Here is a 24,310-nt window from a genome sequence, read left to right on the forward strand (position 1 = left end):
ATTCAGGCTCCCAGCAGGCTTTGCCCGCAGACGCGGACCACCTGCCCATTGACCCCGCCTGAGGCCGGATGTGCCAACCAGGCAATGGCCTGGGCGACGTCCTCGGGCTGTCCGCCCTGGGCCAGCGCGTTCATCCGCCGCCCCGCTTCACGGATCAGCAGTGGAATTTTCGCGGTCATCTGCGTCTCGATAAACCCCGGTGCCACCGCGTTGACCGTCACCTGCTGGCGCGCCGCCAACGGTGCCAGGCCCTGCACCAGGCCGATCACCCCGGCCTTGGAGGTGGCGTAGTTGCTTTGCCCCGGGTTGCCGGCGATGCCGGAAATCGACGACACACCGATAATCCGCCCGCCGGGATTGATCGCCTGCCCCTCCAGCAAAGCCGTGCTCAACCGCAGCGGTGCCTCCAGGTTCACCGCGATGACCTTGCGCCAGGCGACTTCGGTCATTTTTGCCAGGGTCTTGTCCTGGGTGATGCCGGCATTGTGCACGACGATATCGAAGGCGCCCTGCTCGCCGGCAAACGCCAGCAGCCGCTTGGCCGCCTGCGGCGCGCTGATGTCCAGGGCCAGCGCGGTGCCCCCGAGGGACGCCGCGACGCTCTGTAACTCGGTTTCCACGGCGGGAATATCCAGGCAGACGACCTGGGCGCCCTCAGCCGCCAACACCTGGGCGATGGCCAGGCCGATGCCACGGCAAGCGCCGGTGACCAGGGCACGGCGCCCGGTGAGAGGTCTGTCCCAGAGGATATCCTTGGGCACATCCACCGGTTCGGCGATCCGCACCACCTGGCCACAGACAAAGGCCGAACGCCGGGACAGAAAGAAGCGCACGCTGCTGTCCATTTCCCCTTCGGCGCCCGGCTCGACATATAGCAGTTGCGCGGTGATCGCCCGTCGCAGCTCCTTGCCCAGGGAGCGTACGAAGCCCTCCAGGGCACGCTGCGCCACTGTCTGGCCGAGTGCCGTGCAGTGTTCCGGCGGCGTGCCGAGGACCAGTACCCGGCCGTGGGCCCGCAGGCGCCGGATATTGGCGTGGAAGAAGCGATACAACTCGTCCAGTTGCTGCACATCGCTCAGGCCGCTGGCATCGAACACCAGCCCCTGGACCTTGACTGTCGATGGTGCATCGACGGTCGCCGGGACTGCGGTCACGGTCTCGGTGGCGGCGAAGATCCTTTGCAGCTCGCCCGACAGACGGCTTTGGGGCCCCGCGGCCAGCACCACCGGATTGAGCAGGTTGCCGGCCTGACCTTGACGATAGCGTTGCAACGGCAGGGGTTGCGGCAGGCCCAGGGTCCGGGCCAGCCAGTGCCCCCAGGGAGTATTGACGAAGGAAAGGTAACCGTCAGCCATGAATAGATTCCGAGAAAAACCGAGAAAAAACATCAAACCGGGTTGCCCGCAGCCAGCCGACGCTTGCCCAGCCCCTTGTCCGTCTGATCGATATGCGCCTGACGCCGCTGCAACGCCTCCAACAGACCAAAGTCCTGGGGAAAATCATCCACCTGGATCGCATGGTCGGCATATTCAACATAGCGCCCGAGCAGCTCGCCCTCCTCACCGCTGATCAGTTGCGCGGCCAGGGCCTTGTTCCGCCAGGACGTGAACGCCTCGCGGGAGATCGGCACTGGCCCGACCAGCCCCTGGCGCACGGCCGGTTTCAGGCGTGCTTCGATCAGGTCCACCTGGGGCAGCAGCCGGAACGCCAGTTCACCATAGGCCAGCTTGTCGATATCCGGCTGCGGCATATAGGCGTCGGCCAACAGCCGGTCGCGGCTCTCGCCGGGGGTCTGCACCAACTCGGCGACTTGCGCCAGCAGCCGGTCGGAGGGCTTGCGCAGGGCAATGCCGAACGGGAACGCCAGGCCGCGAATCACCCGGCTGGCGGCTTTCGAAGGATAGTTGTCGAGGGTTTCGCCCAAGGCTTCATAGGCGCGCCACAAGGCATCCTGAGCCGCCCAGTGCAGCAGCGGCAGATCCGCCTTGGGTCGGCCGTCGTCGTCGAAACGCTTGAGGACGCAGGACAGGATGTACAGCTGCGAAAGAATATCGCCGAGTCGCCCGGTGATGCTTTCCTTGCGCTTCAGCGCCCCGCCCAGCACCCCCATGGAAATATCCGAAACCAGCGCCAGCACCACCGACAGACGCTCGCTCTGCCGGTAGTAAGGAGCCAGTGCCGGATCGGTTTGCGCCGGGGCCTTGAGCAGTCGCCCAGCCGTCAGCCCATGCGCCAAGGCCCGGACGGTGTTGGCCAGGACAAAGCCGATATGCCCGAACATCGCCCTGTCGAAGGCTTCCAGCCCTTCAGGTCCCTGGCACCGGGCCGCCTCCAGTTCACGCAGCACATAAGGGTGGCAACGAATCAGCCCCTGACCGTAGATGATCAGGCAACGGGTCATGATATTCGCGCCCTCCACCGTGATGGCAATCGGGCTTTGCTGGTAGGCTCGGGCCAGGAAGTTGTTCGGCCCCATGCAGATGCCCTTGCCGGCGGCGATGTCCATGCCATCGTTGACGATGGCCCGGGCCCGCTCGGTCACGTGGTACTTGGCGATGGCGGAAATCACCGAGGGTTTCTCGCCGGCATCCAGGGCGGCCACCGAAACCTTGCGCACCGCATCACAGGCGTAGAGGTGCCCGGCCATCCGTGCCAGCGGCGCCTGAACCCCTTCGAACTTGCCGATGGGCAGGCCGAATTGTTTGCGCATCGCGGCATAGGCCGTGATGCCACGCACGGCGACCTTGCCCAGGCCGACATTCGCCGAAGGTAGCGAAATCGCCCTGCCGGCGGCCAGGCACTCCATCAGCATGCGCCAGCCATTGCCGACCTGGGCGCGACCGCCGATCACCCACTCCAGGGGAATAAAGACATCCTTGCCCTGGGTCGGCCCGTTCTGGAACACCGCATTGAGCGGCCAGTGCCGACGACCGTGCTGCACCCCGGGGTGCGACGTGGGGATCAGCGCGCAGGTAATCCCCAGGCTGCCCGGACTGCCCAGCAGGCCATCCGGGTCCTCGGCGCGGAACGCCAGACCAAGCACCGTGGCAATCGGCCCCAGGGTGATATAGCGCTTGTCCCAGGTCACGCTGAAACCCAGCACTTCCTGGCCTTCGAAAGTGCCTTTGCAGACCACCCCGAGATCGGGAATCGCCCCGGCATCAGAGCCGGCGTAAGGGCTGGTGAGGGCAAAACAGGGAATGTCCTCGCCACGGGCCAGGCGCGGCAGATAGTACTGGCGCTGGGCCTCGGTGCCGTAGTGCAGGAGCAGTTCGGCCGGGCCCAGGGAGTTGGGTACCATCACCGAGATCGCCGCAGCCGAGCAGCGGGTCGAGAGCTTCATCACCACCTGGGAATGGGCATAGTGGGAGAAGCCTTTGCCACCGTACTGCCGGGGAATGATCATGCCGAGAAAACCGGCCTCCTTGGTGTACTGCCAGGCCTGGGGCGACAGGTCCTGCCAGACCTGGCTGGTTTCCCAGTCGTTGGCCATGTCGCAAAGGGTGTCCACCTCGTTGTCGAGGAAGGCTTGCTCCTGCGCGCTCAAACGCGCCGGCGCGGCGCCCAGCAGGCGCTGCCAACGCGGCTTGCCGCTGAACAGCTCGGCGTCCCACCAGACGGTCCCGGACTCGATCGCCGCGCGTTCGGTGTCGGACATGGCCGGCATGGTTTGACGGAACAGGACCAGGGCCCGACGCGAGAGCAAGGCCCGGCGCAAGGGCCTGAGCGCCAGCACCACGGCCGGGGCCAGGACCAGCAGCCCGCCGATGGCAGCCCCCAGCGGCCCGACCACGCCGAACAGATAACCGCTGGCCAGCCAGACCAGTACGCCCGCCAACCACAGGCGCGCGGACGCCTGCCGATACCCCAGGGCCAACGCCCCCGCCACTGCCAGCAACAACCAGAAAGTCATGAGCACACCTCTTGTGCAGATAGGAGAAACCAGGGGCGCCGGTGGTGAAATCACCCTCGGTCAATCATCAGCATGACGACTCACTGGCTTCTACCTTACAAAGAACAGAGCGATTTTAAAATTATTTTTCAAATTAATATTTAATCATCTGACCAAGCAAAAGAACCGACCAGGTCGGTTCTTTGGGAATCTCTTGCCATCAGGGAGAAACACGCACCTGTAGGAGCCGGATCGCCGGCGATGGGGCCAGTCAGCCTTGCATCGCCCGATCGGCCGTCATCGCCGACAATCCGGCTCCCACAGGTTTTGCGACACGTTAAGATATCTGACCGCTACAGATGCCCTCTCCACAACGACAAAGATCTCTATCAGAACTTGTAGGTCGTCGACAGACTGACTACGTCGCCAGAGGCCTCCACCTTGCCATTGAGGGTCGAACCGCCCAGGCGATCCTGGTTCTGGGTATTGATCGGCGACTCTTTCACAAACTGGTGCGAATAGGCCCCGTCGACGCTCAGCCCCGGTACTTCCTTGACTTCATAACCAAAGCCCAGGGAGGTGAACCAGCGGTCGTTGTCCGGGATGCGCGGATCGCGGGTCGAGTCGCGGGTCGGGGTCTGGTCGAAAGCCACACCGGCACGCAGGGTCAGGCGATCAGTGAAGCGATAGTCACCGCCCACCGAATACATCATGGTGTCCTTGTAGTTATAGGGAATAGAGACTATGAGATTGCCGTCGGACTTCAACGTCAGATTCTGGAAAGAGGACCACTGGGTCCAGGTCGCACTGACGCCCAGGGTGAAACGATCATTGAACACATGCACCCAGTCCAGACCAGCCGTGGCGGGAATATCCAACTGGGTAGTGGCATTGGCACCGTCCGGATTCAGACTGAGCCCTGGATAGGCCAGCCCCACCAGCGTCTCACCGTTGGGGCCGACCGGTTGGGTGGTGTACTCCCTACCGATCGAATCGGCGTAAATATTGTATTTACCCTCCAGCTTGTTCTTGATCTTCGCGTGATAGTTCAGCCCGAGGGTGTCCTGAGCGGTCGGTTTCCAAACCACCCCGGTAAACCAGCCGACCGAAGTGTTGTCCACCTTGACGCGCATCAGGTTCGAGCCAACACCCGATGGGAAGGGAATCCCACCCAGCGCAGGGGACATGGCCGCCGCGCCAGTCAGGTTGAGGTTCTGGCTGACGAAGCCATTGGTGTGTTGCACGATGACTCCACCGCCCACCGAAAAGGCATCGTTGACCTTGAACGAAAGCGAGCCCGTGAGCCCCACGGTCTCGATCTTGGTGTCCACGGCAAAGTCACGACCTTTCCAGTCGTCGTCCCAGGTACTGCGCATGCCCTGCGGAACGACCTGGCTCAGACCAAAGGCAAAACGATCATTGATCGGCAGTACCATGAATCCGGTCGGCAACCAGGCAGTAAAACCACCTTCGCCACCGTTTCCCGTCAGCGGTATGGGATCGCCAAGAGAGCCATCGGGATTGACCGGCGTCGTTGACGCGGGATTACCCTGATAATCGGTGGCGGTACCCTTGTACTTCAATTTGATACGGGCATAGTCGACCGTGAACTGTGCGACATTCTGATCGATAAAGGCCATCGCCGCCGGGTTGTTGTAGGCGGCGCTCGGGTCGTTCTTGAACAATGAGCCGCCACCAAAAGCACGGCCCCAACCGGGTGCGCCAAAGGTCGGGGTGGAAAAGCCACCAGCCTGAATCGGCTCGGCGACAACCAGCCCGCCCAAAACTGCCAATGCGACAGCCACATGTAATTGTTGTTTCTTATTATTCATGCCCCACTCCTTATTATTATCAACCGCAACAGGTCATCCCGGCTCACCGGCGCTCAACAGGCGCCTCCGAGGAGACGCCGGTCTTATCAACGAGTGATCAGCACGTTGTTTTCACTCCGACCTCAAGGGTTGGTGATCACGAAGGTCGGATTAGGCGAGACGCTGAGCTGGGTGATTTTGCAAGTGCCGACAGATTGTGGGGTGGTCGAAAGAGTCAGCGCGCCACCCGCATAGTTGGTAAGAACGTTGGCGGTACCACAGTTGGAAAGAATCTTGAAGCTCACCCCCGACACGGTTGCCGTGGTGGTAGAGGTTGGTGTCAGCGTCCAGGGCAGGTTCTGCATCACCGGAATACCGCACAGGAAGTTGCTGCCACTGACAGTGGCATTGGTGATCGAGGCGGTTTTACTATCAGACGCGACCGTGCCGCTGAAGGTGATGTTACATTGAACCGGAATATTTCCCGAAGCCGGCGAACTCACTGTAATGGTGCCTGGCGCACTGAATGTGCTACCCGCGGCAGGGCTGGTAATGGTCGCAGCGTTAACCATGGATGCCGCGCCTAAGCAGACAGCAATGGCAGTGAACGATGCAAGCGTTTTGATGCCTTTCATTGTTGTTATTCCTCACATGTTATGGCGATTCATTTCGCCGGGGGTAATGGCCTTTAACGGACAACACGGAGTACCACGACAGCAACAGCGACCGAGCTTCCCTTTCCAGCCAAACTTTCAAAATCCGCTGTATGACTTTTTAACAACCGCGCACTCACGCGCTATTCAATTCAGGGCACAACCCGAAAGTTCGGCGGCATCTGGATCGACACCGTCTTGATGGTGCAGCCACCGTCCAATGCCACCGCCGTGGCCTGGAGTTTTCCGGTGCTGTTGTTCCAGGTGCCATCCGCCGTGGTCGGCCCACAATCGCCGCCGACAAAGGGCGCATGCACCGTGACCTGAATGCCGGACATGGCACCGCTGCCCTCGTCCTTGGCCACCAGCTTCCAGGGCAGGTGCGTGGCTTCGACCTGGCTGCACTTCAGGCCACCGTCGAAACCGACTTTCTCGACACTGGCGTAACTGCCGTCGGCGCTGATCCGGCCGCTGACTTCAATCGTGCAGTCGGCATTGATAATGCTCTTGGCGAAACTGATCGGTCCCTTGGCGCTGAACTCACTATTGGCCGGTTCCATCCGCGCGGCGGCAAACGCCGGGGCCACGGCCGAAAAACCCAGCAACACCGCAAGCACCCGAACCGTTAATAGAACTTTGTGCATGGTTGATATCCTTCCTGGTACTTATTGTTGTTTTATGAGTCCGTTTCATCTTGCGCCCAGGTGTTATCCACCAACCTCGGCGTGAGCGTTCCCGTCATGCGCACTTTAAAAAGCGGGCATGTTATTCAATGGTTCTATTCAATCGCTGTGACGAGTGCCGTGGCGTCGTAATAAGTCAATACGTCTGGAGGGCTGCAAGTTGGCCAGACGGACATTGCCTCCATAGTGCGCCAACACCCGGTGATCCATCAGCCGCCGCCAGAGAAACGGCACATAGGCCCAGACGATCATGCTTGCGTAGCCGTATGGCAGTTGTGGCGACTCATCGAAGTGACGCAAGGCCTGATAACTACGCGTCGGATAGGCGTGGTGATCGGAATGCCGTTGAAGTTGGAAGAGGAAGATATTGGTGACAATCCGATTACTGTTCCAGGAATGCCGTGGCGAACAGTGCTCATACCGACCGTTGGGCAACTTCTGGCGCAGCAGGCCGTAGTGCTCGACATAGTTCACCACTTCCAGCAACGAAAACCCGTAGATCCCCTGGATCAGCAGGAAAGGAATCACCGCGCTGCCCAGCCAGAGGATCAAGCCTCCCCACAGCACTACGCTGAACATCCAGGCACCGAGCACGCTATTCTTCCAGTGCAGGGTCGGCAGCCCGAGCTTGCCCAGCCGATCGCGCTCCAGGTGCCAGGCCGAATGCAGGCTGTGATAGACCGAGCGCGGTAGGAAGCTCCAGAAACTTTCCCCCAGTCGCGAACTGGCCGGATCTTCCGGGGTGGCCACCCGCACGTGATGGCCGCGATTGTGCTCGACGAAGAAGTGGCCATAGAAGGTCGGCGCCAGGGACAACTTCGCCAGGAACTGTTCCAGTGGTCGGGGCTTGTGTCCCAGTTCATGGGCAATGTTGATGGCGATCCCGGTGGCGGCTCCGGTGGACATCGCCATGCCCAGGTAGGTGAAGGCACTGACGCTGCCATGTACCTGGGCGCGCTCGGTGATATAGGCCAGCAGGGCCGCCAGGCCGCCATTTAGCGACCAGGCCTCGCCGAGTCGCAGCAGGCCGCCGCCGCTCAACCAGTCGATGCCACCCGCCGCCAGCCAGGCCGTGCTGATCATGGACAGGATGACCAAGGCCACACAGGTGTAGATGATCCAGCGGTAGTAGGTTTGTTTCTCAAGATCCGGAACCACGGTTTCCGGTGGATTGCTGCGGTCTTCGCCGAGCAGGCCGTCGATCATCGGGATCAACCCGAAGATCACCAGTACCCCGCTCCACCACAAGGACTGGATGCCGGTGGCGAGAGCAAAAATGCCGGACAGCAGTGGCGTGGCCATTGGCAAGGCCCCGAGCCACCACCAATGCCGTTTGCCATCGCTCCAGATACCAGGTGCCGCCAGGGAAGCGCTCATGGCAGCCTCCGCGGGGTCGCAACAGCACACGAGCGCATAGCCGAATAATGGCCAGGCACAGAGAAAGCAAATGCGTCAAAAAGCGTTATTTTCATTATTCTAATCGCCCAATTGCACTTTTAAAAAAAACATTCAAAACATTTTTTTAAATATTTAGCCCGCTTTCGTTAGCTCGTCAACTATTTTTTTATCGAATGTCGGATGTCGTCAGGTAGCACTTGATCGACCGGTAAACCGCGCGCTCAGGAAGCTCCCGGCACCGGGGTTGAGAGGTTCAGGGCGAGACTGGGTTGCGGTTTTGCCCGCAGGGCGATGGTGCGGACCAGTTCGACCACTGGCTCCACGGCGGTGACCGGCAACATGTGCCCGGCCCCTTCGACAATTTCCAGGCTCAGGCCTGGCAGCTTGTCGCGCATCGACTCGCCATGCTTGCGGTAGCTCAGCACGCGGTCCCGGGAGCCGTAGATCAGACCCACCGGCAGCTTGAGGGCGGGGTAGCGCCTGACCATGTCCGGGAGATCGTTGTTCACCGTGGCGATCTCGCTGGAGGCGCAATAGAAGTTGCAGCTGCGCAAGCCCAGCAAGCCGCCGCCGCGCTCGGCAAAGTCATGGGGCGGCGACTCGGGGGCGAATACCGCCCTGATCAGGGCCTTGCGCCCGAGCATCCCGATGGGCGCGGCCAGGACATATGCGAACCAGCGCCTCAACCACGCCGGCCTCACCCCCAGCGACAGGAACACCGGGGGCAGGATCGGCTGGGGATGGGTCAAGGGCGCCACCAGCACCAGGCCGCAAACCGACTGTGGATGATCCAGCGCCAGGGACAGCGCCAAGGCGCCGCCGAGGGAATGCCCGAGGACCAGGGGGCGGTCGAGGTCCAGTTTGTCGATGAGTTCGGCGATCAGGCCGGCCTGGGCCGGGATATCGACCCTGGCACCTGGCCTGCGCGAGGAGTAACCGGAGCCGGGACGGTCCAGGGTTATCACCCGGAACTGCTCGCGTAAACGTGGCGACAGGGCATAAGTCAGGTTGCGTCCACAGCCGGACAGCCCATGGACCATCACCAGCGCCGGACCGCTGCCCTCCTCCACATAATGAATCCGTTCGCCACCCACTTCGATGAAACAGCCCTCGGGTGGCAGCGCAGCCTCGATATTCCGATTGATTCGCGAGCTGATGGCCCATAGCGCGGCATTCGCCGCCGCAAAGAGTGCAATCCCAACGCCCCATCCCATTGCTCGCCCCTCGCATCCCTGCCCCAAGGCGCAGCGCCGGGATTGGCTGCCACCTCAAGAATCGCCTACACCTGATGAACAGGCCCATCGGTCGGATGAGTCGCCAGGGTTCGACAGAACACTAGCGTAGGCGATATTTTCAGGTAAGTTATTTAAATTATTTTTTAAAACATTTAATTTAACCATGCAATGCTGAAGGCTCATTCAGCGCTGCCGTTCAGCGGCAGGCGTTGCCACAATCGAGGTACACACCATGAATGCGTACTCGTCACCCCCGCCAGATGGCGAAGCCGTTGATATCGCGATCATCGGCGCCGGTTTCGCCGGATTGTGCATGGCCATCCGCCTGAAACAGGCCGGCATCAGCGACTTTCTGGTTGCCGAACAGGCCGACAGCCTGGGTGGTACCTGGCGCGACAATCACTATCCGGGCTGTGCCTGCGATGTGCAGTCGCATGTCTATTCCTTCTCGTTCGCGCCCAATCCGCACTGGAGCCGGCAATTTGCGCCGCAGGCGGAAATCCGCGCCTATCTTGAGCGTTGCGCGGAGGATTTCGGGGTCACCCCGCACCTGCGTTTCGGCATGCCCCTGAGCAGCGCGGTGTTCGACGAAAGCCGACAACGCTGGACCCTGGGCTTTGCCAGCGGGTACCAGCTGTCGGCGCGGGTGCTGATTTCCGGCATGGGCGGGCTCTCGCGTCCCGCGCTGCCGGATATTCCCGGGCTGGCGGACTTTCAGGGCAAAAGCTTCCATTCCCAGCACTGGGATCATGACTATGCACTGGAAGGCAAACGGGTGGCGGTGATCGGTACCGGGGCCAGCGCGATCCAGTTCGTGCCGCAGATCGCCCCTCGGGTCGCACACCTGAGCCTGTTCCAACGCACACCACCGTGGATCCTGCCCAAACCCGATCGTGAACTGTCGACGGCAGAACGCTGGCTGTTCCGGCACTTGCCTTTTACCCAGCGCCTGGCCCGCTCGGCCATTTACTGGGCCCTGGAAAGCCGGGTGATTGCCTTCGCCCGCTATCCGAGGTTGATGAAGCTGGTACAGCGAATTGCCGTGCGCCATCTGCACCGACAGGTTGCCGCACCGACGTTGCGCAAGACCCTGACGCCCGACTACACCATCGGTTGCAAGCGCATCCTGATTTCCAACGACTACTATCCGGCGCTGGCGGGTAGCCACGTCAAGGTGATCAGCCAGGCAATCACACGGATCGAGGCCGGTGCCGTGATCACCGCCGACGGCGTGCGCCACCCCGTCGACTGTCTGATCTTCGGTACCGGCTTCCAGGCCACCGAACCCCTGCCCCGCGGCCTGATCACCGGACGCAACGGCCTCGACGTACTCGATGCCTGGGCCGACGGCGCCCACGCCTACCTGGGCACCTGCCTGCCGGGCTATCCGAATTTCTTCATGATCATCGGCCCGAACACCGGGCTGGGGCACAACTCGATGATTCTGATGATCGAGGCCCAGGTCACTTATATCCTCCAGGCCCTCGAGCAGATGCGCCGGCGGCGGATCGCCGCCCTGGAGGTCAAGCCCGAGGTGGAAAGCCGCTACAACGAGCGGTTGCAACACCTGCTGCAGCGCGCGATCTGGTCAACCGGCGGCTGTCGCAGTTGGTACCTGGACCCGCGCACCGGCAAGAACACCACCCTATGGCCCGGTTCGACCTGGCGTTTCCGCCAGGTCACGCGGACCTTCAAGCTCAACGACTATCAGATCTCTGCCCCAGCGAAACCCGCCCCCGTCGGCGCTCCGGCGCCCTTTTCAGAGGGTAGTCGCCCATGAACAGCTTCGATGGCAAAGTGGCCGCCATTACCGGGGCCGGGGCCGGCATGGGCCGCGCCCTGGCCATTGCCCTGGCCCGCGAAGGTTGCCACCTGGCCCTGGCGGACAAGAACTCCAAGGGCCTGGCACAGACCCTGGAACTGGCCCGGGCCGCCGCGCTGCTACCGCTGCGCATGACCACCCGGGTCCTCGATGTCGCCGAACGCCAGGCCCTGTTCGACTGGGCGGCCGCCACGGCCGCCGAGCATGGCGGCGTCAACCTGGTGTTCAACAATGCCGGGGTGGCGCTGTCGAGCACTATCGAAGGCATGAGCCAGGAAGACCTTGACTGGATCGTCGGGATCAACTTCTGGGGCGTGGTCCATGGCACCCAGGCCTTCCTGCCCTACCTCAAGCAGACCGGCAACGGCCACATCATCAACACCTCCAGCGTGTTCGGACTGTTCGCCCAGCCCGGGATGAGCGCCTACAACGCCAGCAAGTTCGCGGTACGCGGCTTTACCGAGTCCTTGCGCCAGGAGCTGGACCTGATGGACATCGGCGTCTCTGCCACCTGTGTCCACCCTGGCGGCATAAAGACCGACATCGCCCGCTCCAGCCGGATCCGCGACAACGTCAAGGGCCTGCTGATCGACAACGAGGAGCAGGCCCGGGCGGATTTCGAGAAGCTGTTTATCACCGATGCCGATCAGGCGGCCCGGGTGATCCTGCGCGGGGTGCGGAAAAACCGTAGACGCGTACTGGTCGGTCGCGACGCCCATGCCCTGGACCTGCTGGTACGCCTGCTGCCCAGCGCCTATCAGGCCCTGGTGGTATTCGTCACCCGGCGCATGTCGCCCTCGGGCAAGCGCAAGACCCGGCCCGACGCCAGTGACGCCGGTGGTCTCAATTGAAAGGAGTGCCTGTCATGCTGCCTGTACGTCGTGATGTTCGTGTCGAGCTGCCCGCTGAACGTGCCAAGGACTGGCATGCCCAGGGGCCGTGGGTCACGCATTTCTTCAATGCCCTGTCCCTGCTGTTTCCCTCCGGCGAGCTGTTCTTCATGGACAGCGTGCGCCATTACCGCAATCGGGTCCACGACCCCGAGCTGCAGCGCCAGATCCAAGGGTTTATTGGCCAGGAGGCCATGCACAGCCGCGAGCACCTGCGCTACAACGACCTGCTGCAAGCCGCCGGGCTACCGGCGCACCAGCTTGATCGACGCTTGCGGGTGATTCTCGACTTCCAGAAAAAACACTTCCCGCCGGCCTTCAACCTGGGCATCACCATTGCTCTGGAGCATTACACGGCGATGCTCGCCGACCTGATGCTGCGCGACCCGAGCCGCTTCGGCGACTCGGTCGAGGGTTATCGGCAGATGTGGATGTGGCATGCGCTGGAGGAGACCGAGCACAAGTCGGTGGCCTTCGATGTATGGAACGCCGCGCTCAAGCCGGGACTGGGGCGCTACCTGATCCGTGTCGGCAGCATGCTGAGCACCACGCTGATGTTCTGGCTGGTGGTGTTCGACTTTCATCTACGCCTGCTGATCGCCGACCGCAAGGCCGGCCATCACCTGAGAGGGTGCTGGAGCATGCTGAAATACCTGTTCGGCCGCCACGGCGTGTTTCCGCGCATTGCCCTGCCCTGGCTGGACTATTTCAAACCGGGCTTCCATCCCTGGGACCATGACAATCGCGAGCATCTGCAACGTATCGATGCCCTGGTCGAGGCGATGGATAACCCGCGCCCCTGACTGCGGAGCCTTGCCCTATTGCCATTCAGTTAAGGCCGAACACGGTCCTTGTGGGAGCAGAGCTTGCTCGCGAACAGGCCCTTGAGAACGCCAAAAGCTTCGCGGCGGTGCGGTGCTCCGACAAGCACCGCTCCCACAGCTTAAGTGGCGTTTTCAATATCCCATCCCCCTTAACTGAACGGCACCAGGGCTTGCCCGGTCAGTCAGGCTCTACAGGCTGGACCTGACTGGCGGTATCGATACTCACCACCACCGACAGCCCCGGGCGCAGCCGATCGATCTCTTCCTGCCCCGGGTCGACGATGATCCTTACCGGCACCCGCTGGGCGATCTTGACGAAGTTGCCGGTGGCGTTATCGGCCTGCAACAGGCTGAACTCCGAACCGGTCGCCGGGGCAATGCGCTGCACCCGTCCAGTGAAGCGGCGATGGTTGAGGGCATCGACGGTAAAACTCGCCGCCTGGCCCACACGCACCGCCGCCATCTGGGTTTCCTTCATATTGGCAATCACCCAGTGCCGATCTGGCACCAGGGCCATCAACTGCGCGCCGGAGTTCACATAGGCCCCCAGCCGCACACCGATCTGCCCCAACTGCCCGTCCCGGGGGGCGGTGATCCGAGTATTCGACAAATCGATCCGCGCCAGCTCCACCGCGGCCTCGGCGTTGCTCACCGCAGCTTCCAGCGACCCACGGTTGACCAGCACGGTTTGCAGGTCCTGGCGGGAAATATCCAGCGCCGCTTTCGCCTGGGTCACCGCCGCGTCCGTCTGGGCATGGTCGGCACGGGTCACGTCGAGCTCACGCCGGGACACCGAGCCGTCGGCGATCAACGCTTCGTTGCGCTTGAGGTCGGCGCTGCTCTTGAGCGCCTGGGCCCGGCTGTTGTCGAGCGCCGCCTGGCGCTGGGCAATGGTCGCCTCGGCACTGCGCCGCTGCTGCAGGTTATTGGCCAGGGCGGCCTTCTGCACGTCCAGTTGGGCCATGGCCTGGTCCAGCCGCTGTTTATAGATGCGGTCGTCGAGACGCACCAGCAGGTCGCCGGCCTTGACGAACTGGAAGTCCTGCACCGGCACTTCGAACACATAGCCGCTGAGCTGCGGACTGATCAACGTCACCTGCCCGCGCACCAGGGCATTCTCGGTGCTTTCGATGGCACTGCCGAACGGCGGCAGCTGCCAGGCATAGAGCACAATCAGCACGCCGGTGATGGCGATCGCGGCAAAGCCCAGGGACGATACGATCCGCACCCCCAGGGACCTCGGCTCGGTGGACGAGGCGCCGGCCGGAGTGACCCCGTCGGGGGTGGCGGCAATGGCATTGGTCGTGGTAGCAGGTTCGCTCATCGTGAAGGGGCATCGCTGGTGAGAGTGGAAGACGGGGTGTTGCCGGCGATTTTCCTGTTCATGCTGAGCAACCACAAGCTGCGGGCGAAGATCCACAGCATGGTCAATACCGCGATCACCGCAATCAACATGAACACATCGTTATAGGCCAGGATATTCGCTTCGCGGGTCGCGGACGCGGCCAACGCCTGCATGCCCTGGGTGGTGCGCGCCGACGGATCGAAAATCACCCCGGCGTAGGCCGCGCTGCTGCTTTGCAGGCGTGCGGCGACTTGCGGATCGATCAGGGTCAGGTGTTCGACGATGCTGCTGGAGTGGAATTTCTCCCGCACCACCTGGAAGGTGCCCAACAACGCGGAGCCGATCAGCCCGCCGAGATTGTTGCAGATCCCGAACAACACCGAGAAGCTCACCAGGTTGCGCGGGTTGGTCACCACGTTGCGGGTGCCCAGGGCCATGGTCGGACCGAGGAAAAAGGTCCCGCCGAAGGCCAGCAGGAATTGGCTGGCGTACATGTTGGCCGGACGCGTCAGGTTGTTGGAAAAGCTGTCCATGGACGAGCCGACCGCCATCAGCGCCAGGGAAATGATCAGCGGCTTGAACAAGTGATCGGGGTGAATGGTCAGGGCGCTGACCGCCAACCCGGCGATACTGCCCAGCAACATCACTGCATAGAGGCTGCGCATCTGCTCGCTGCCCATGTTCAAGGCCTGGAGAAAACCCACCGCGCCAGTCGACTGCTCCGAGAGCACCATGCGGATCAGAATCACCGCCAGCCCCAGCCGGATCATCGCCCCACTGCCCAGCCAGCGGGTCATCAGCATCGGGTTGCTGCGGTTGTGTTCAATCGCCAGCCCCGCGAGGATCAGCACGATTGAGGCCGCCGAGGCGATGCCGATCCAGGGCGCCTCCAGCCACCAGTCGATCCGCCCCAGCGAGAGCACCGCACATAGCAGCGCCACGCCCGTGGCAAGGATGGCGAAGGTCAGGAAGTCGAGCTTCTCAAAGGTCTTGAAGCGATCGCCGGGCGGCAGCTTGAGCAGGAACACACAGCCCAGGGCCGCCAGGGCCAGTCCCAGTTCGAACAAATACAGCCCGCGCCATTCGGCGATCTGCAGCAGGTCCTCGGAAAACAAGCGCGCCAGGGGCAGCGCCAACTGCGAGGTGCCCAGGCCCAGCACCAGGGCCTTGAGCCGCCACTTCGCCGGAAAAGCCTGGATCATGTAATACAGTCCCAGGGAACTCAGGGCCGCGCCGACCATGCCGTGGGCAGCGCGCACGGCAATCGCCGAACTCAGGTCGTTGACGAACAGATGGCCGAAGGTCACCAGCGCATAGAGCACCAGGAACACCTCGGTAAAGGCTCGCAGACCGAACTGCTGGCGAAATTTCACCAGTAACAGGTTCATCGAGACATTGGTCATCACGTAGGCCGCCGGCAGCCAGGCGATCTCCGCCGTGGTCGAGCCCAGGGCGCCTTGCAGATACGGCAGGTTGGCGATCACCAGTGAATTGCCCAGGCCACCGGTCAAGGCCACCAGCAGCCCGACCATGGCATAAGCCCAGCGCCTGGGCGTGGAATGCAGCGGCGTCGACGGCGATCCGGGCAGGCTGGGGCGCTCGTGAGGCTGCCAGTCATGCGGCGCGTATTGGTTCATCGGGGCCCTGCTCCAAACACCGGAAGGCGACTCTTTTTAACGGCAGCACAGATTACCTGAATCGCCGCGGTCTATTGACCCAAAACAACAGGATGTTCATCTCTTGTGCATAGGCTTTTCACATTTGGGCGTTTACCGTAGAATCCCGATCGCGCTCTGAGCCAGGGACCTGATAAAAATCATGAACATAACGCGGTTATGCAGCTTTGACATTTCATTTTTTTAGGCTTTAATCGCCGCATGTCTTTTATTACCCCTGTATCATCCCACGGTCATGCCTTTATGCTTGCTCGCATAACAGGCATCGTTCATTGTGCCTGAGCGTTGAGTCCGGCATGCTATCGGCTGGCTTGAAGCATCGCCGCACCATTGAAACCATTCTGGAAAGAAGCCTTTGAAACCTTATCCAATTCAGCGCGTGTCGATCGTTATCCCGGTCTATAACGAAGAACAGAGCCTGCCTGAGCTGTTGCGCCGCACCGAAGCGGCCTGTTCGCAGCTGACCCAGGATGTCGAAATCATCCTGGTCGACGACGGCAGCCGTGATCGCTCCGCCGACATTCTTCAGGAAGCCGCCGAGCGTGAAGGCAGCCCGGTCATCGCCGTGATCCTGAACCGCAACTACGGTCAGCACGCCGCGATCATGGCGGGCTTCGAGCAGTCTACCGGCGATGTGGTCATCACCCTGGACGCCGACCTGCAGAACCCGCCGGAAGAAATTCCGCGCCTGGTCGAGCAGGCCGCCCTGGGCTTCGACGTGGTCGGCACCGTGCGCAACAATCGCCAGGACTCGGCCTTGCGCCGCTGGCCGTCGCGTCTGATCAACATGGCCGTGCAACGTTCCACCGGCGTCGCCATGAGCGACTACGGCTGCATGTTGCGCGCCTATCGCCGGACCATCGTCGACGCGATGCTGGCCTGCCGCGAGCGCAGCACCTTTATCCCGATCCTGGCCAACAGCTTCGCCCGGCACACCACCGAAGTGCTGGTGCAGCACGCCGAGCGCGAGCACGGCGACTCGAAATACAGCCCGATGCGCCTGATCAACCTGATGTTCGACCTGGTCACCTGCATGACCACCACGCCCCTGCGGCTGTTGAGCATCATCGGTTTCACCATGGCCGGCCTCGGCGCGCTCTTCGCCATCCTGCTGGTGGTGCTGCGCCTGATCTTCGGCGCGGCCTGGGCCGGTGACGGTTCGTTCGTGCTCTTTGCTATCCTGTTCGTCTTCACCGGCGGCCAGTTCATCGGCATGGGGCTGCTGGGTGAATACCTGGGCCGCATGTACAGTGACGTGCGTGCACGTCCGCGCTTCTTCATCGAGAAAGTGCTGCGTAGCCAGCCGTCTCCTGCCAGCACTGCTGGTGATACCCCTTCTACTACTACCGCCAATCAGGTCGCACCATGAATCCGAAAGTTGTCGTCTTCGCCTATCACGATATTGGTTGCACCGGCATCGAGTCCCTGCTCGCCGCAGGTTACGACATCGCCGCAGTGTTCACCCATGCCGACGACCCGAAGGAGAACGCCTTCTACGGTTCCGTAGCGCAACTCTGTGCTCGCAAGGGCATTACCGTGCACGCCCCGGAAGATGCCAACCATCCTCTGTGGATCGAGCGCATTGCCAAGCTGAGCCCGGACTACATCTTCTCGTTCTACTACCGCAACCTGCTGAGCGAAGCGCTGCTGGCCACCGCCAAGAACGGCGCGTTCAACCTGCACGGCTCCCTGCTGCCACGCTACCGCGGTCGCGCACCGGCCAACTGGGTGCTGGTCAACGGCGAAAGCGAAACCGGCGTGACCCTGCACCGCATGGTCAAGCGTGCCGATGCCGGTGGCATCCTGGCGCAGAACCGCGTTGCCATCGATCGCGCCGACACTGCCCTGACCCTGCACACCAAACTGCGTGACAGCGCCGCCAGCCTGCTGAGCGAAGCCCTGCCGCAACTGGCTGCCGGCAAACTGAGCGAAACCGCCCAGGACGAGTCCAAGGCCACTTACTTCGGTCGCCGTACCCCGGCCGACGGCAAGCTGGTCTGGAAAAAGCCTGCCGAAGAGCTGTTCAACCTGGTTCGCGCCGTGACCCAACCTTACCCGGGTGCTTTCTGCGCCGTGGGCGAGCACAAGCTGATCGTCTGGAGCGCCGACGTCGTCAAGGGCAACGAAGGTCAGGCGCCTGGCCGCGTGATCAGCGTCGACCCGCTGCGCATCGCTTGCGGTGAAGACTCCCTGGTGATCAACGCCGGCCAGCGCAACGACAACGGCCTGTTCCTCAGCGGCCCGCAACTGGCCAACGAACTGGGCCTGGTGGACGGTTCCTTCCTGCGCGGCGCCGAGTCGGGCCGCAAGCCACGTCGCACCCGCGTACTGATCCTGGGCGTCAACGGCTTCATCGGCAACCACCTGTCCGAGCGCCTGTTGCGTGACGACAAGTACGAAGTCTACGGCCTGGACATCGGCTCCGACGCCATCGAGCGCCTGCGCAGCCATCCGAACTTCCACTTCGTCGAAGGCGATATCAGCATCCACTCCGAGTGGATCGAATATCACATCAAGAAGTGCGACGTGGTCCTGCCGCTGGTGGCCATCGCCACCCCGATCGAATACACCCGCAACCCGCTGCGCGTATTCGAACTGGACTTCGAAGAGAACCTGAAACTGGTTCGCTACTGCGTCAAGTACAACAAGCGCGTGATCTTCCCGTCGACTTCCGAAGTCTACGGCATGTGCCAGGACGAGAACTTCGACGAAGACACCTCGAACCTGATCGTTGGTCCGATCAACAAGCAGCGCTGGATCTACTCGGTCTCCAAGCAATTGCTCGACCGCGTGATCTGGGCTTACGGCGCCAAGGGCCTGAACTTCACCCTGTTCCGTCCGTTCAACTGGATGGGTCCACGCCTGGACCGTCTGGATTCGGCGCGTATCGGCAGCTCCCGTGCCATCACCCAGCTGATCCTGAACCTGGTGGAAGGCACGCCGATCCGTCTGTTCGACGGTGGCGAGCAGAAGCGTTGCTTCACCGACATCGCCGACGGCATCGAGGCCCTGGCCCGTATCGTCGACAACGAGAACGACTGCTGCAACGGCCAGGTCATCAACATCGGTAGCCCGGACAACGAAGCCAGCATCCGTCAGCTGGGCGAAGAACTGCTGCGTCAGTTCGAAGCTCACCCGCTGCGCAGCAACTTCCCTCCGTTCGCCGGTTTCCGTGACGTGGAAAGCAAGGCGTTCTACGGTACCGGCTACCAGGACGTGTCGCACCGCAAACCAAGCGTCGAAAACGCCAAGCGCCTGCTGAACTGGGAGCCGACCGTCGAGATGAGCGAAACCATCGGTAACACCCTGGACTTCTTCCTCAAGGAAGCCATGCTCGAAATCGCGGACAAGCGCTGATGCAGGCTGGACTTCGCATCGATGTGGACACCTATCGCGGCACCCGTGAAGGGGTACCGCGGTTGCTGGAACTGCTCGACGAGGCCCAGGTCAAGGCAACGTTCTTCTTCAGCGTCGGACCGGACAACATGGGGCGCCACTTGTGGCGCCTCATCAAACCCCAGTTCCTCCTGAAGATGTTGCGTTCCAAGGCTGCCAGCCTTTATGGCTGGGACATCTTGCTGGCCGGCACTGCCTGGCCAGGCAAGCCGATCGGTCGGGATCTGGGGCATCTGATGCGCCAGACCCTGGCCGCCGGCCACGAGGTCGGCCTGCACGCCTGGGATCACCACGGCTGGCAGGCCAACGCCGGGCGCTGGAGCGAAGCCGAACTGATCGAACAGATCCGTCGCGGCGTCGATTGCCTGAGCGATATCACCGGACAAGCCGTCGAATGTTCGGCCACCGCCGGTTGGCGGGCGGACGAGCGTGTCGTGCAAGCCAAGGAACATTTCGGCTTTCGCTATAACAGCGACTGCCGCGGGCACAGTCTGTTTCTGCCACGGCTGGCGGATGGCAGCCTGGGCACCCCGCAAATTCCCGTGGACCTGCCTACTTTCGACGAAGTCGTGGGTGCGGATCTGGCCGCGAAAGATTTCAATGCGTTCATTCTCGACCGGTTCAGTCCGGCGCGCCTGAATGTCTACACGATTCATGCAGAAGTAGAAGGGATTCTGATGGCAAACGAGTTTCGCCAGCTCCTGGCCCAGGCCAAGGCGCGCGACATCGAGTTCCAGCCCCTGGTCAATCTATTGCCGGCCCAACTGGATCGCTTGCCCGCCGGGCAATTGGTTCGTGGCACCCTCGGCGGCCGTGAAGGCTGGCTCGGGGTACAGCAGGGATGACCAGGCGCTGGGCTTTGCCGTTGCTGTTTCTCGCTTTTCTGCTGTTCTACCTGCTGCCACTGGTCACCCATGGCATGTGGATTCCGGACGAAACCCGCTACGCCCAGATCGGCCAGGAAATGCTTCGGCACGGCCACTGGGCGTCGCCGCACTTCATGGAGCTGCGTTACTTCGAAAAACCCATCGCCGGCTACTGGATGATCGCCATCGGTCAGGCCCTCTTCGGTGAAAACTTTTTCGGGGTGCGCTTCGCCTCGGCCCTGAGCACCGGGCTGAGCGTGCTGCTTGTCTATCTGATCGCCGGGCGCCTGTGGAACGACGAACGCAAGCAGTTTGCCTGCGCCGCGCTGTACATGAGCTTCGGCCTGATCGCCGGGCAAGCCGGGTATGCCAACCTCGATCCGCAGTTCACTTTCTGGGTCAACCTGAGCTTCGTCGCCCTGTGGTTCGCCATCGACGCCAGCAGCCCGCGGGCGCGCCTGTGGTCGTGGGTGGCCCTGGGCCTGGCCTGCGGCATGGGTTTCATGACCAAGGGTTTCCTGGCCCTGATGTTGCCGGTGCTGATCGCCCTGCCCTACATGATCTGGCAGAAGCGTTTTCGCGAACTGGTGGGTTATGGCCTGGTCGCCGTGGCCGTGGCCACGCTGATCAGCCTGCCCTGGGTCCTGACGGTCCAACTCCAGGAACCGGACTACTGGCGTTTCTTCTTCTGGCACGAGCACATCCGGCGCTTTGCCGCCGAAGACGCGCAGCACACCCGGCCATGGTGGTTCTACCTGCCGATGATTGTGCTCTCCAGCCTGCCATGGGCGCTGCTGTTGCCGGTGACCCTGAAGGACGCGTGGCGCACCAAAGGTCAACGCATCACCGTGTTCCTGCTGCTCTGGCTGCTGTTGCCGCTGGCGTTCTTCAGCCTCAGCCGCGGCAAGCTGCCGACCTACATCATGCCGTGCCTGATGCCCCTGGCGTTGCTGATGGGGCATTCGCTGATGGAGCGCATCAAGCTTGCGCAGGGCCAGGTTTCCCGTCTCAACGGCCTGCTCAACCTGGTGTTGGGCCTGGCGGGACTGGCCGCGCTGGTGTATTTCCAGATCAAGCAGCCGTTCTACGATAACGAGCCGTTGCACCTGACCCTGCTCTGCGTGTTCATCGGCAGTTGGATCCTGGTCAATCTCCTGCCCCTGCTCAAGCCGCTGACCTTCTGGGCCACCCCGGCGCTGGGCATGGGCATGCTGGTGCTGTTGCTGCCGGCGGCGATGCCGAACGTCATCGTGCACAACAAGATGCCCGACCAGTTCATCGCCCACCATGCCGAGGAACTGAGCCAGAGCCGTCACTTCCTGAGCAACGACCTGGGTGCCGCTTCGGCGTTGGCCTGGCGCATGAAGCGCAGCGACATTACCCTCTACAACACCCAGGGTGAATTGCAGTACGGCCTGGGTTATCCCGAGACCGCCGGTCGTGCCCAGGATCTGAGCCAGATCCAGGCCTGGATGGACAATGCCCGCCGTGAAGGCCAGGTCGGTGTGGTGATGCGCGTCAAGGATGAGGACGAACTGCACGAGATCGACCTGTTGCCCAAGGATCATGTCCGCTATGAAGAAGGCAACATGGTTATCCTGATTTTCTCGAAGACCACACCATGACCCTGATCCTGTTGCTCAGTGCCTGTCTGCTGACGTGCCTGGGCCAAGTCGCGCAGAAGTTTGCCGTCGAAAGCTGGCGCGGCCCTTCCCAGGGCGTCCTGCACAAACTGCGTTCGCCCTGGCTGTGGCTGGCGCTGGCCAGCCTCGGTTTCGGCCTGCTGGTCTGGCTGCTGGTCCTGCAACGGCTGGAAGTCGGGATTGCCTATCCGATGCTCAGCCTGAACTTTGTCCTGATCACCCTGGTGGCGCACTACCTGTTCAAGGAGTCGATCGACACCCGCCATTGGTTCGGCGTGGCGTTGATCATCGCCGGCGTGGTCCTGTTGGGGCGTCACTTATGAGCCAGGCTCGCGGCTTTACCCTGGCCACCGGCAGCGTCCTGCTGGTCAGCGGTGCCCAGTTGGGCATGCGCTGGAGCATGACCCGCCTGCCGGAACCGGCGCAATGGCTGGACGCCCTGATGACTCAGGACGTATCGTTACTCGCCTTGGGCGTGGTGGCCGGGTCGATCCTCGCCTACGCCCTGTCCATGCTTTGCTGGCTGGCCGCCTTGCGCGACTTGCCATTGGGCCGTGCCTACTCGTTGCTCAGCGTCAGTTACGCGCTGGTCTACCTGCTGGCCGCCGGCCTGCCGTTTTTCAATGAAAGCTTCAGTCTTTCGAAATCGCTGGGAGTGGCCCTGGTCATTCTCGGTGTGCTAACGATCAACTCTCCACGTATACCCCGTCCTAGGGACTCCGTATGAAAATCAGCGTAATTGGTAGCGGTTATGTCGGTCTGGTACAGGCGACTGTGCTGGCCGAAGTCGGTCATGATGTCGTGTGCATGGACGTCGACCAGAACAAGATCGACTTGCTGCGTAAAGGCCACATCCCCATCTTCGAACCAGGGCTGGAGACCATGGTCAAGAGCAACCTGGAAAGTGGCCGCCTGCACTTCACCAGCGACGAGAAGCTGGCGATCGAGCATGGCCAGGTGCTGTTTATCGCCGTCGGCACGCCGTCGGACGAAGACGGTTCGGCTGACCTCAAGTACGTCCTTTCGGTGGGCGATGCGGTGGTCCGTCATCGCGTCGAGCCGCTGATCCTGGTGGAAAAATCCACCGTTCCGGTCGGTACCGGCGACACCCTGCGCGCGCACATCCAGGCGGCCCTGGACAAAGTCGGGCGGACCCTGGAATTCGATATCGTCTCCAACCCGGAATTCCTCAAGGAAGGCTCGGCGGTTGAAGACTGCCGTCGTCCGGACCGGATCGTCATCGGCTGCGAGCGCGAAGAAGTCCGCGAAGTGATGCGCGACCTCTACGCCCCGTTCAACCGCAACCATGACCGCATCATGTTCATGGACCTGCGCAGCGCCGAGCTGACCAAGTACGCCGCCAACTGCATGCTGGCGACCAAGATCAGCTTTATCAACCAGATCGCCGAACTGGCCGAACACCTGGGTGCGGACATCGAAGCCGTGCGCATGGGCATCGGCGCCGACCAGCGCATCGGTTACCACTTCATCTACCCGGGCTGCGGCTACGGCGGTTCGTGCTTCCCCAAAGACATGCGCGCCCTGATCCACAGCGCCCAGGCGGCCAACTGCTCGAGCGACCTGCTGCAAGCGGTCGAAGCGATCAACGAGCGCCAGAAGCACAAGCTGTTCGACCGTCTGAACGCATTCTACAAAGGCGACCTGAAAGGCAAGACCTTCGCCCTCTGGGGCCTGGCGTTCAAGCCGAACACCGACGACATGCGCGACGCCCCGAGCCGCGTACTGATGGAAGCCCTGTGGGCCGCCGGCGCACAGGTTCGCGCATTCGACCCGGAAGCCATGCAGGAAACCCAGCGCATCTATCCGGATGAGCCGGGCCTGTCGCTGATGGGTACGCCGGAATCGGCACTGGTCGGCGCCGATGCGTTGATCATCTGCACCGAATGGCAACAATTCAAGGCGCCGGACTTCGAACTGATCAAGCAGCGTCTGAAAGCGCCGGTGGTCTTCGACGGCCGCAACCTGTTCGACGCCAATCGCATGCAGCGCAAAGGTTTCACCTACTTTGCGATCGGTCGCGGTGCCTCGCTGGACCTGCCGGTGACCCGTCACGGCATGGCGTGACATCCTGATTGAAAATACCTGGGTCGGTCCAGGCTGACCTTGTGGGAGCGGAGCTTGCCCGCGAAGTTTTTAGCGGTCTCGAGGGCCTCTT

At 62.1% G+C, this 24,310-nt stretch carries 19 protein-coding genes; 10 read left to right on the top strand and 9 right to left on the bottom strand.

Features of this window, described 5'->3' with window-relative positions; genetic code table 11:
* Positions 1–2 precede the first annotated feature (2 nt).
* The 7 genes from M5B99_RS02260 to M5B99_RS02290 all read right to left on the bottom strand — a co-directional run bounded on the left by M5B99_RS02260 (position 3) and on the right by M5B99_RS02290 (position 9,651).
* A complete protein-coding gene (locus tag M5B99_RS02260; protein ID WP_248802444.1) occupies positions 3–1,355 on the bottom strand; it encodes a 3-oxoacyl-ACP reductase in 1,353 nt (450 codons plus the stop codon).
* Between the two features lie 32 nt (positions 1,356–1,387).
* Positions 1,388–3,913: an acyl-CoA dehydrogenase gene (locus M5B99_RS02265; RefSeq protein WP_248802445.1), complete on the bottom strand. Its 2,526-nt coding sequence runs from the start codon at positions 3,911–3,913 to the stop codon at positions 1,388–1,390.
* Between the two features lie 368 nt (positions 3,914–4,281).
* Positions 4,282–5,724, bottom strand: coding sequence for an outer membrane protein transport protein (locus M5B99_RS02270; RefSeq protein WP_248802446.1), 1,443 nt, complete (start codon positions 5,722–5,724; stop codon positions 4,282–4,284).
* 122 nt (positions 5,725–5,846) lie between these two features.
* Positions 5,847–6,338, bottom strand: a complete 492-nt coding sequence (gene praB, locus M5B99_RS02275) for an alkane oxidation protein activator PraB (RefSeq protein ID WP_248802447.1) — start codon at positions 6,336–6,338, stop codon at positions 5,847–5,849.
* Between the two features lie 170 nt (positions 6,339–6,508).
* Positions 6,509–7,000, bottom strand: coding sequence for an alkane oxidation protein activator PraA (praA, locus tag M5B99_RS02280; protein ID WP_248802448.1), 492 nt, complete (start codon positions 6,998–7,000; stop codon positions 6,509–6,511).
* Positions 7,001–7,138: 138 nt separating this feature from the next.
* Complete coding sequence (locus M5B99_RS02285; protein ID WP_248802449.1) at positions 7,139–8,416, bottom strand: alkane 1-monooxygenase; 1,278 nt, start codon at positions 8,414–8,416, stop codon at positions 7,139–7,141.
* Between the two features lie 242 nt (positions 8,417–8,658).
* Positions 8,659–9,651, bottom strand: coding sequence for an alpha/beta fold hydrolase (locus M5B99_RS02290; RefSeq protein WP_248802450.1), 993 nt, complete (start codon positions 9,649–9,651; stop codon positions 8,659–8,661).
* A 253-nt stretch (positions 9,652–9,904) separates the two neighbouring features.
* Between M5B99_RS02290 and M5B99_RS02295 the strand changes: the two genes are divergently transcribed.
* Genes M5B99_RS02295 through M5B99_RS02305 form a run of 3 tightly spaced genes read left to right on the top strand, consistent with a single transcriptional unit; the run spans position 9,905 to position 13,187 of the window.
* Entirely contained in the window at positions 9,905–11,452 is a 1,548-nt protein-coding gene (locus tag M5B99_RS02295; protein ID WP_248802451.1) for a flavin-containing monooxygenase, read from the top strand.
* Complete coding sequence (locus M5B99_RS02300) at positions 11,449–12,345, top strand: SDR family NAD(P)-dependent oxidoreductase (RefSeq protein ID WP_248802452.1); 897 nt, start codon at positions 11,449–11,451, stop codon at positions 12,343–12,345. Before M5B99_RS02295 ends, M5B99_RS02300 begins: the two co-directional genes overlap by 4 nt.
* Positions 12,346–12,359: 14 nt before the next feature.
* Positions 12,360–13,187 carry a metal-dependent hydrolase gene (locus M5B99_RS02305; protein ID WP_248802453.1) on the top strand — a complete coding sequence of 276 codons (828 nt, stop codon included), beginning with the start codon at positions 12,360–12,362 and terminating at the stop codon, positions 13,185–13,187.
* Between the two features lie 199 nt (positions 13,188–13,386).
* Here M5B99_RS02305 and M5B99_RS02310 read toward each other — a convergent pair whose 3' ends face one another.
* Entirely contained in the window at positions 13,387–14,532 is a 1,146-nt protein-coding gene (locus tag M5B99_RS02310) for an HlyD family secretion protein (protein ID WP_248802454.1), read from the bottom strand.
* Entirely contained in the window at positions 14,529–16,190 is a 1,662-nt protein-coding gene (locus tag M5B99_RS02315; protein WP_248802455.1) for an MFS transporter, read from the bottom strand. The genes M5B99_RS02310 and M5B99_RS02315 overlap by 4 nt, the downstream gene beginning before the upstream one ends.
* Before the next feature lie 394 nt (positions 16,191–16,584).
* Between M5B99_RS02315 and arnC the strand changes: the two genes are divergently transcribed.
* The 7 genes from arnC to M5B99_RS02350 are packed head-to-tail and all read left to right on the top strand — an operon-like array spanning position 16,585 to position 24,219.
* Entirely contained in the window at positions 16,585–17,598 is a 1,014-nt protein-coding gene (arnC, locus tag M5B99_RS02320) for an undecaprenyl-phosphate 4-deoxy-4-formamido-L-arabinose transferase (RefSeq protein ID WP_248802456.1), read from the top strand.
* Positions 17,595–19,586, top strand: a complete 1,992-nt coding sequence (gene arnA / locus M5B99_RS02325) for a bifunctional UDP-4-amino-4-deoxy-L-arabinose formyltransferase/UDP-glucuronic acid oxidase ArnA (RefSeq protein WP_248802457.1) — start codon at positions 17,595–17,597, stop codon at positions 19,584–19,586. Before arnC ends, arnA begins: the two co-directional genes overlap by 4 nt.
* A complete protein-coding gene (gene arnD, locus M5B99_RS02330) occupies positions 19,586–20,470 on the top strand; it encodes a 4-deoxy-4-formamido-L-arabinose-phosphoundecaprenol deformylase (protein ID WP_248802458.1) in 885 nt (294 codons plus the stop codon). The genes arnA and arnD overlap by 1 nt, the downstream gene beginning before the upstream one ends.
* Positions 20,467–22,116: a lipid IV(A) 4-amino-4-deoxy-L-arabinosyltransferase gene (arnT, locus tag M5B99_RS02335; RefSeq protein ID WP_248802459.1), complete on the top strand. Its 1,650-nt coding sequence runs from the start codon at positions 20,467–20,469 to the stop codon at positions 22,114–22,116. The genes arnD and arnT overlap by 4 nt, the downstream gene beginning before the upstream one ends.
* Positions 22,113–22,457 (top strand): 4-amino-4-deoxy-L-arabinose-phosphoundecaprenol flippase subunit ArnE, encoded by a 345-nt coding sequence (arnE, locus tag M5B99_RS02340; RefSeq protein ID WP_248802460.1) that lies wholly within the window; start codon positions 22,113–22,115, stop codon positions 22,455–22,457. Before arnT ends, arnE begins: the two co-directional genes overlap by 4 nt.
* Complete coding sequence (gene arnF, locus M5B99_RS02345; RefSeq protein ID WP_248802461.1) at positions 22,454–22,861, top strand: 4-amino-4-deoxy-L-arabinose-phosphoundecaprenol flippase subunit ArnF; 408 nt, start codon at positions 22,454–22,456, stop codon at positions 22,859–22,861. The genes arnE and arnF overlap by 4 nt, the downstream gene beginning before the upstream one ends.
* Positions 22,858–24,219, top strand: a complete 1,362-nt coding sequence (locus M5B99_RS02350) for a UDP-glucose dehydrogenase family protein (protein ID WP_248798576.1) — start codon at positions 22,858–22,860, stop codon at positions 24,217–24,219. The genes arnF and M5B99_RS02350 overlap by 4 nt, the downstream gene beginning before the upstream one ends.
* Positions 24,220–24,310: the final 91 nt, after the last annotated feature.

It is taken from the genome of Pseudomonas sp. MWU13-2100 (genome assembly GCF_023242365.1).
Classification (GTDB): domain Bacteria; phylum Pseudomonadota; class Gammaproteobacteria; order Pseudomonadales; family Pseudomonadaceae; genus Aquipseudomonas.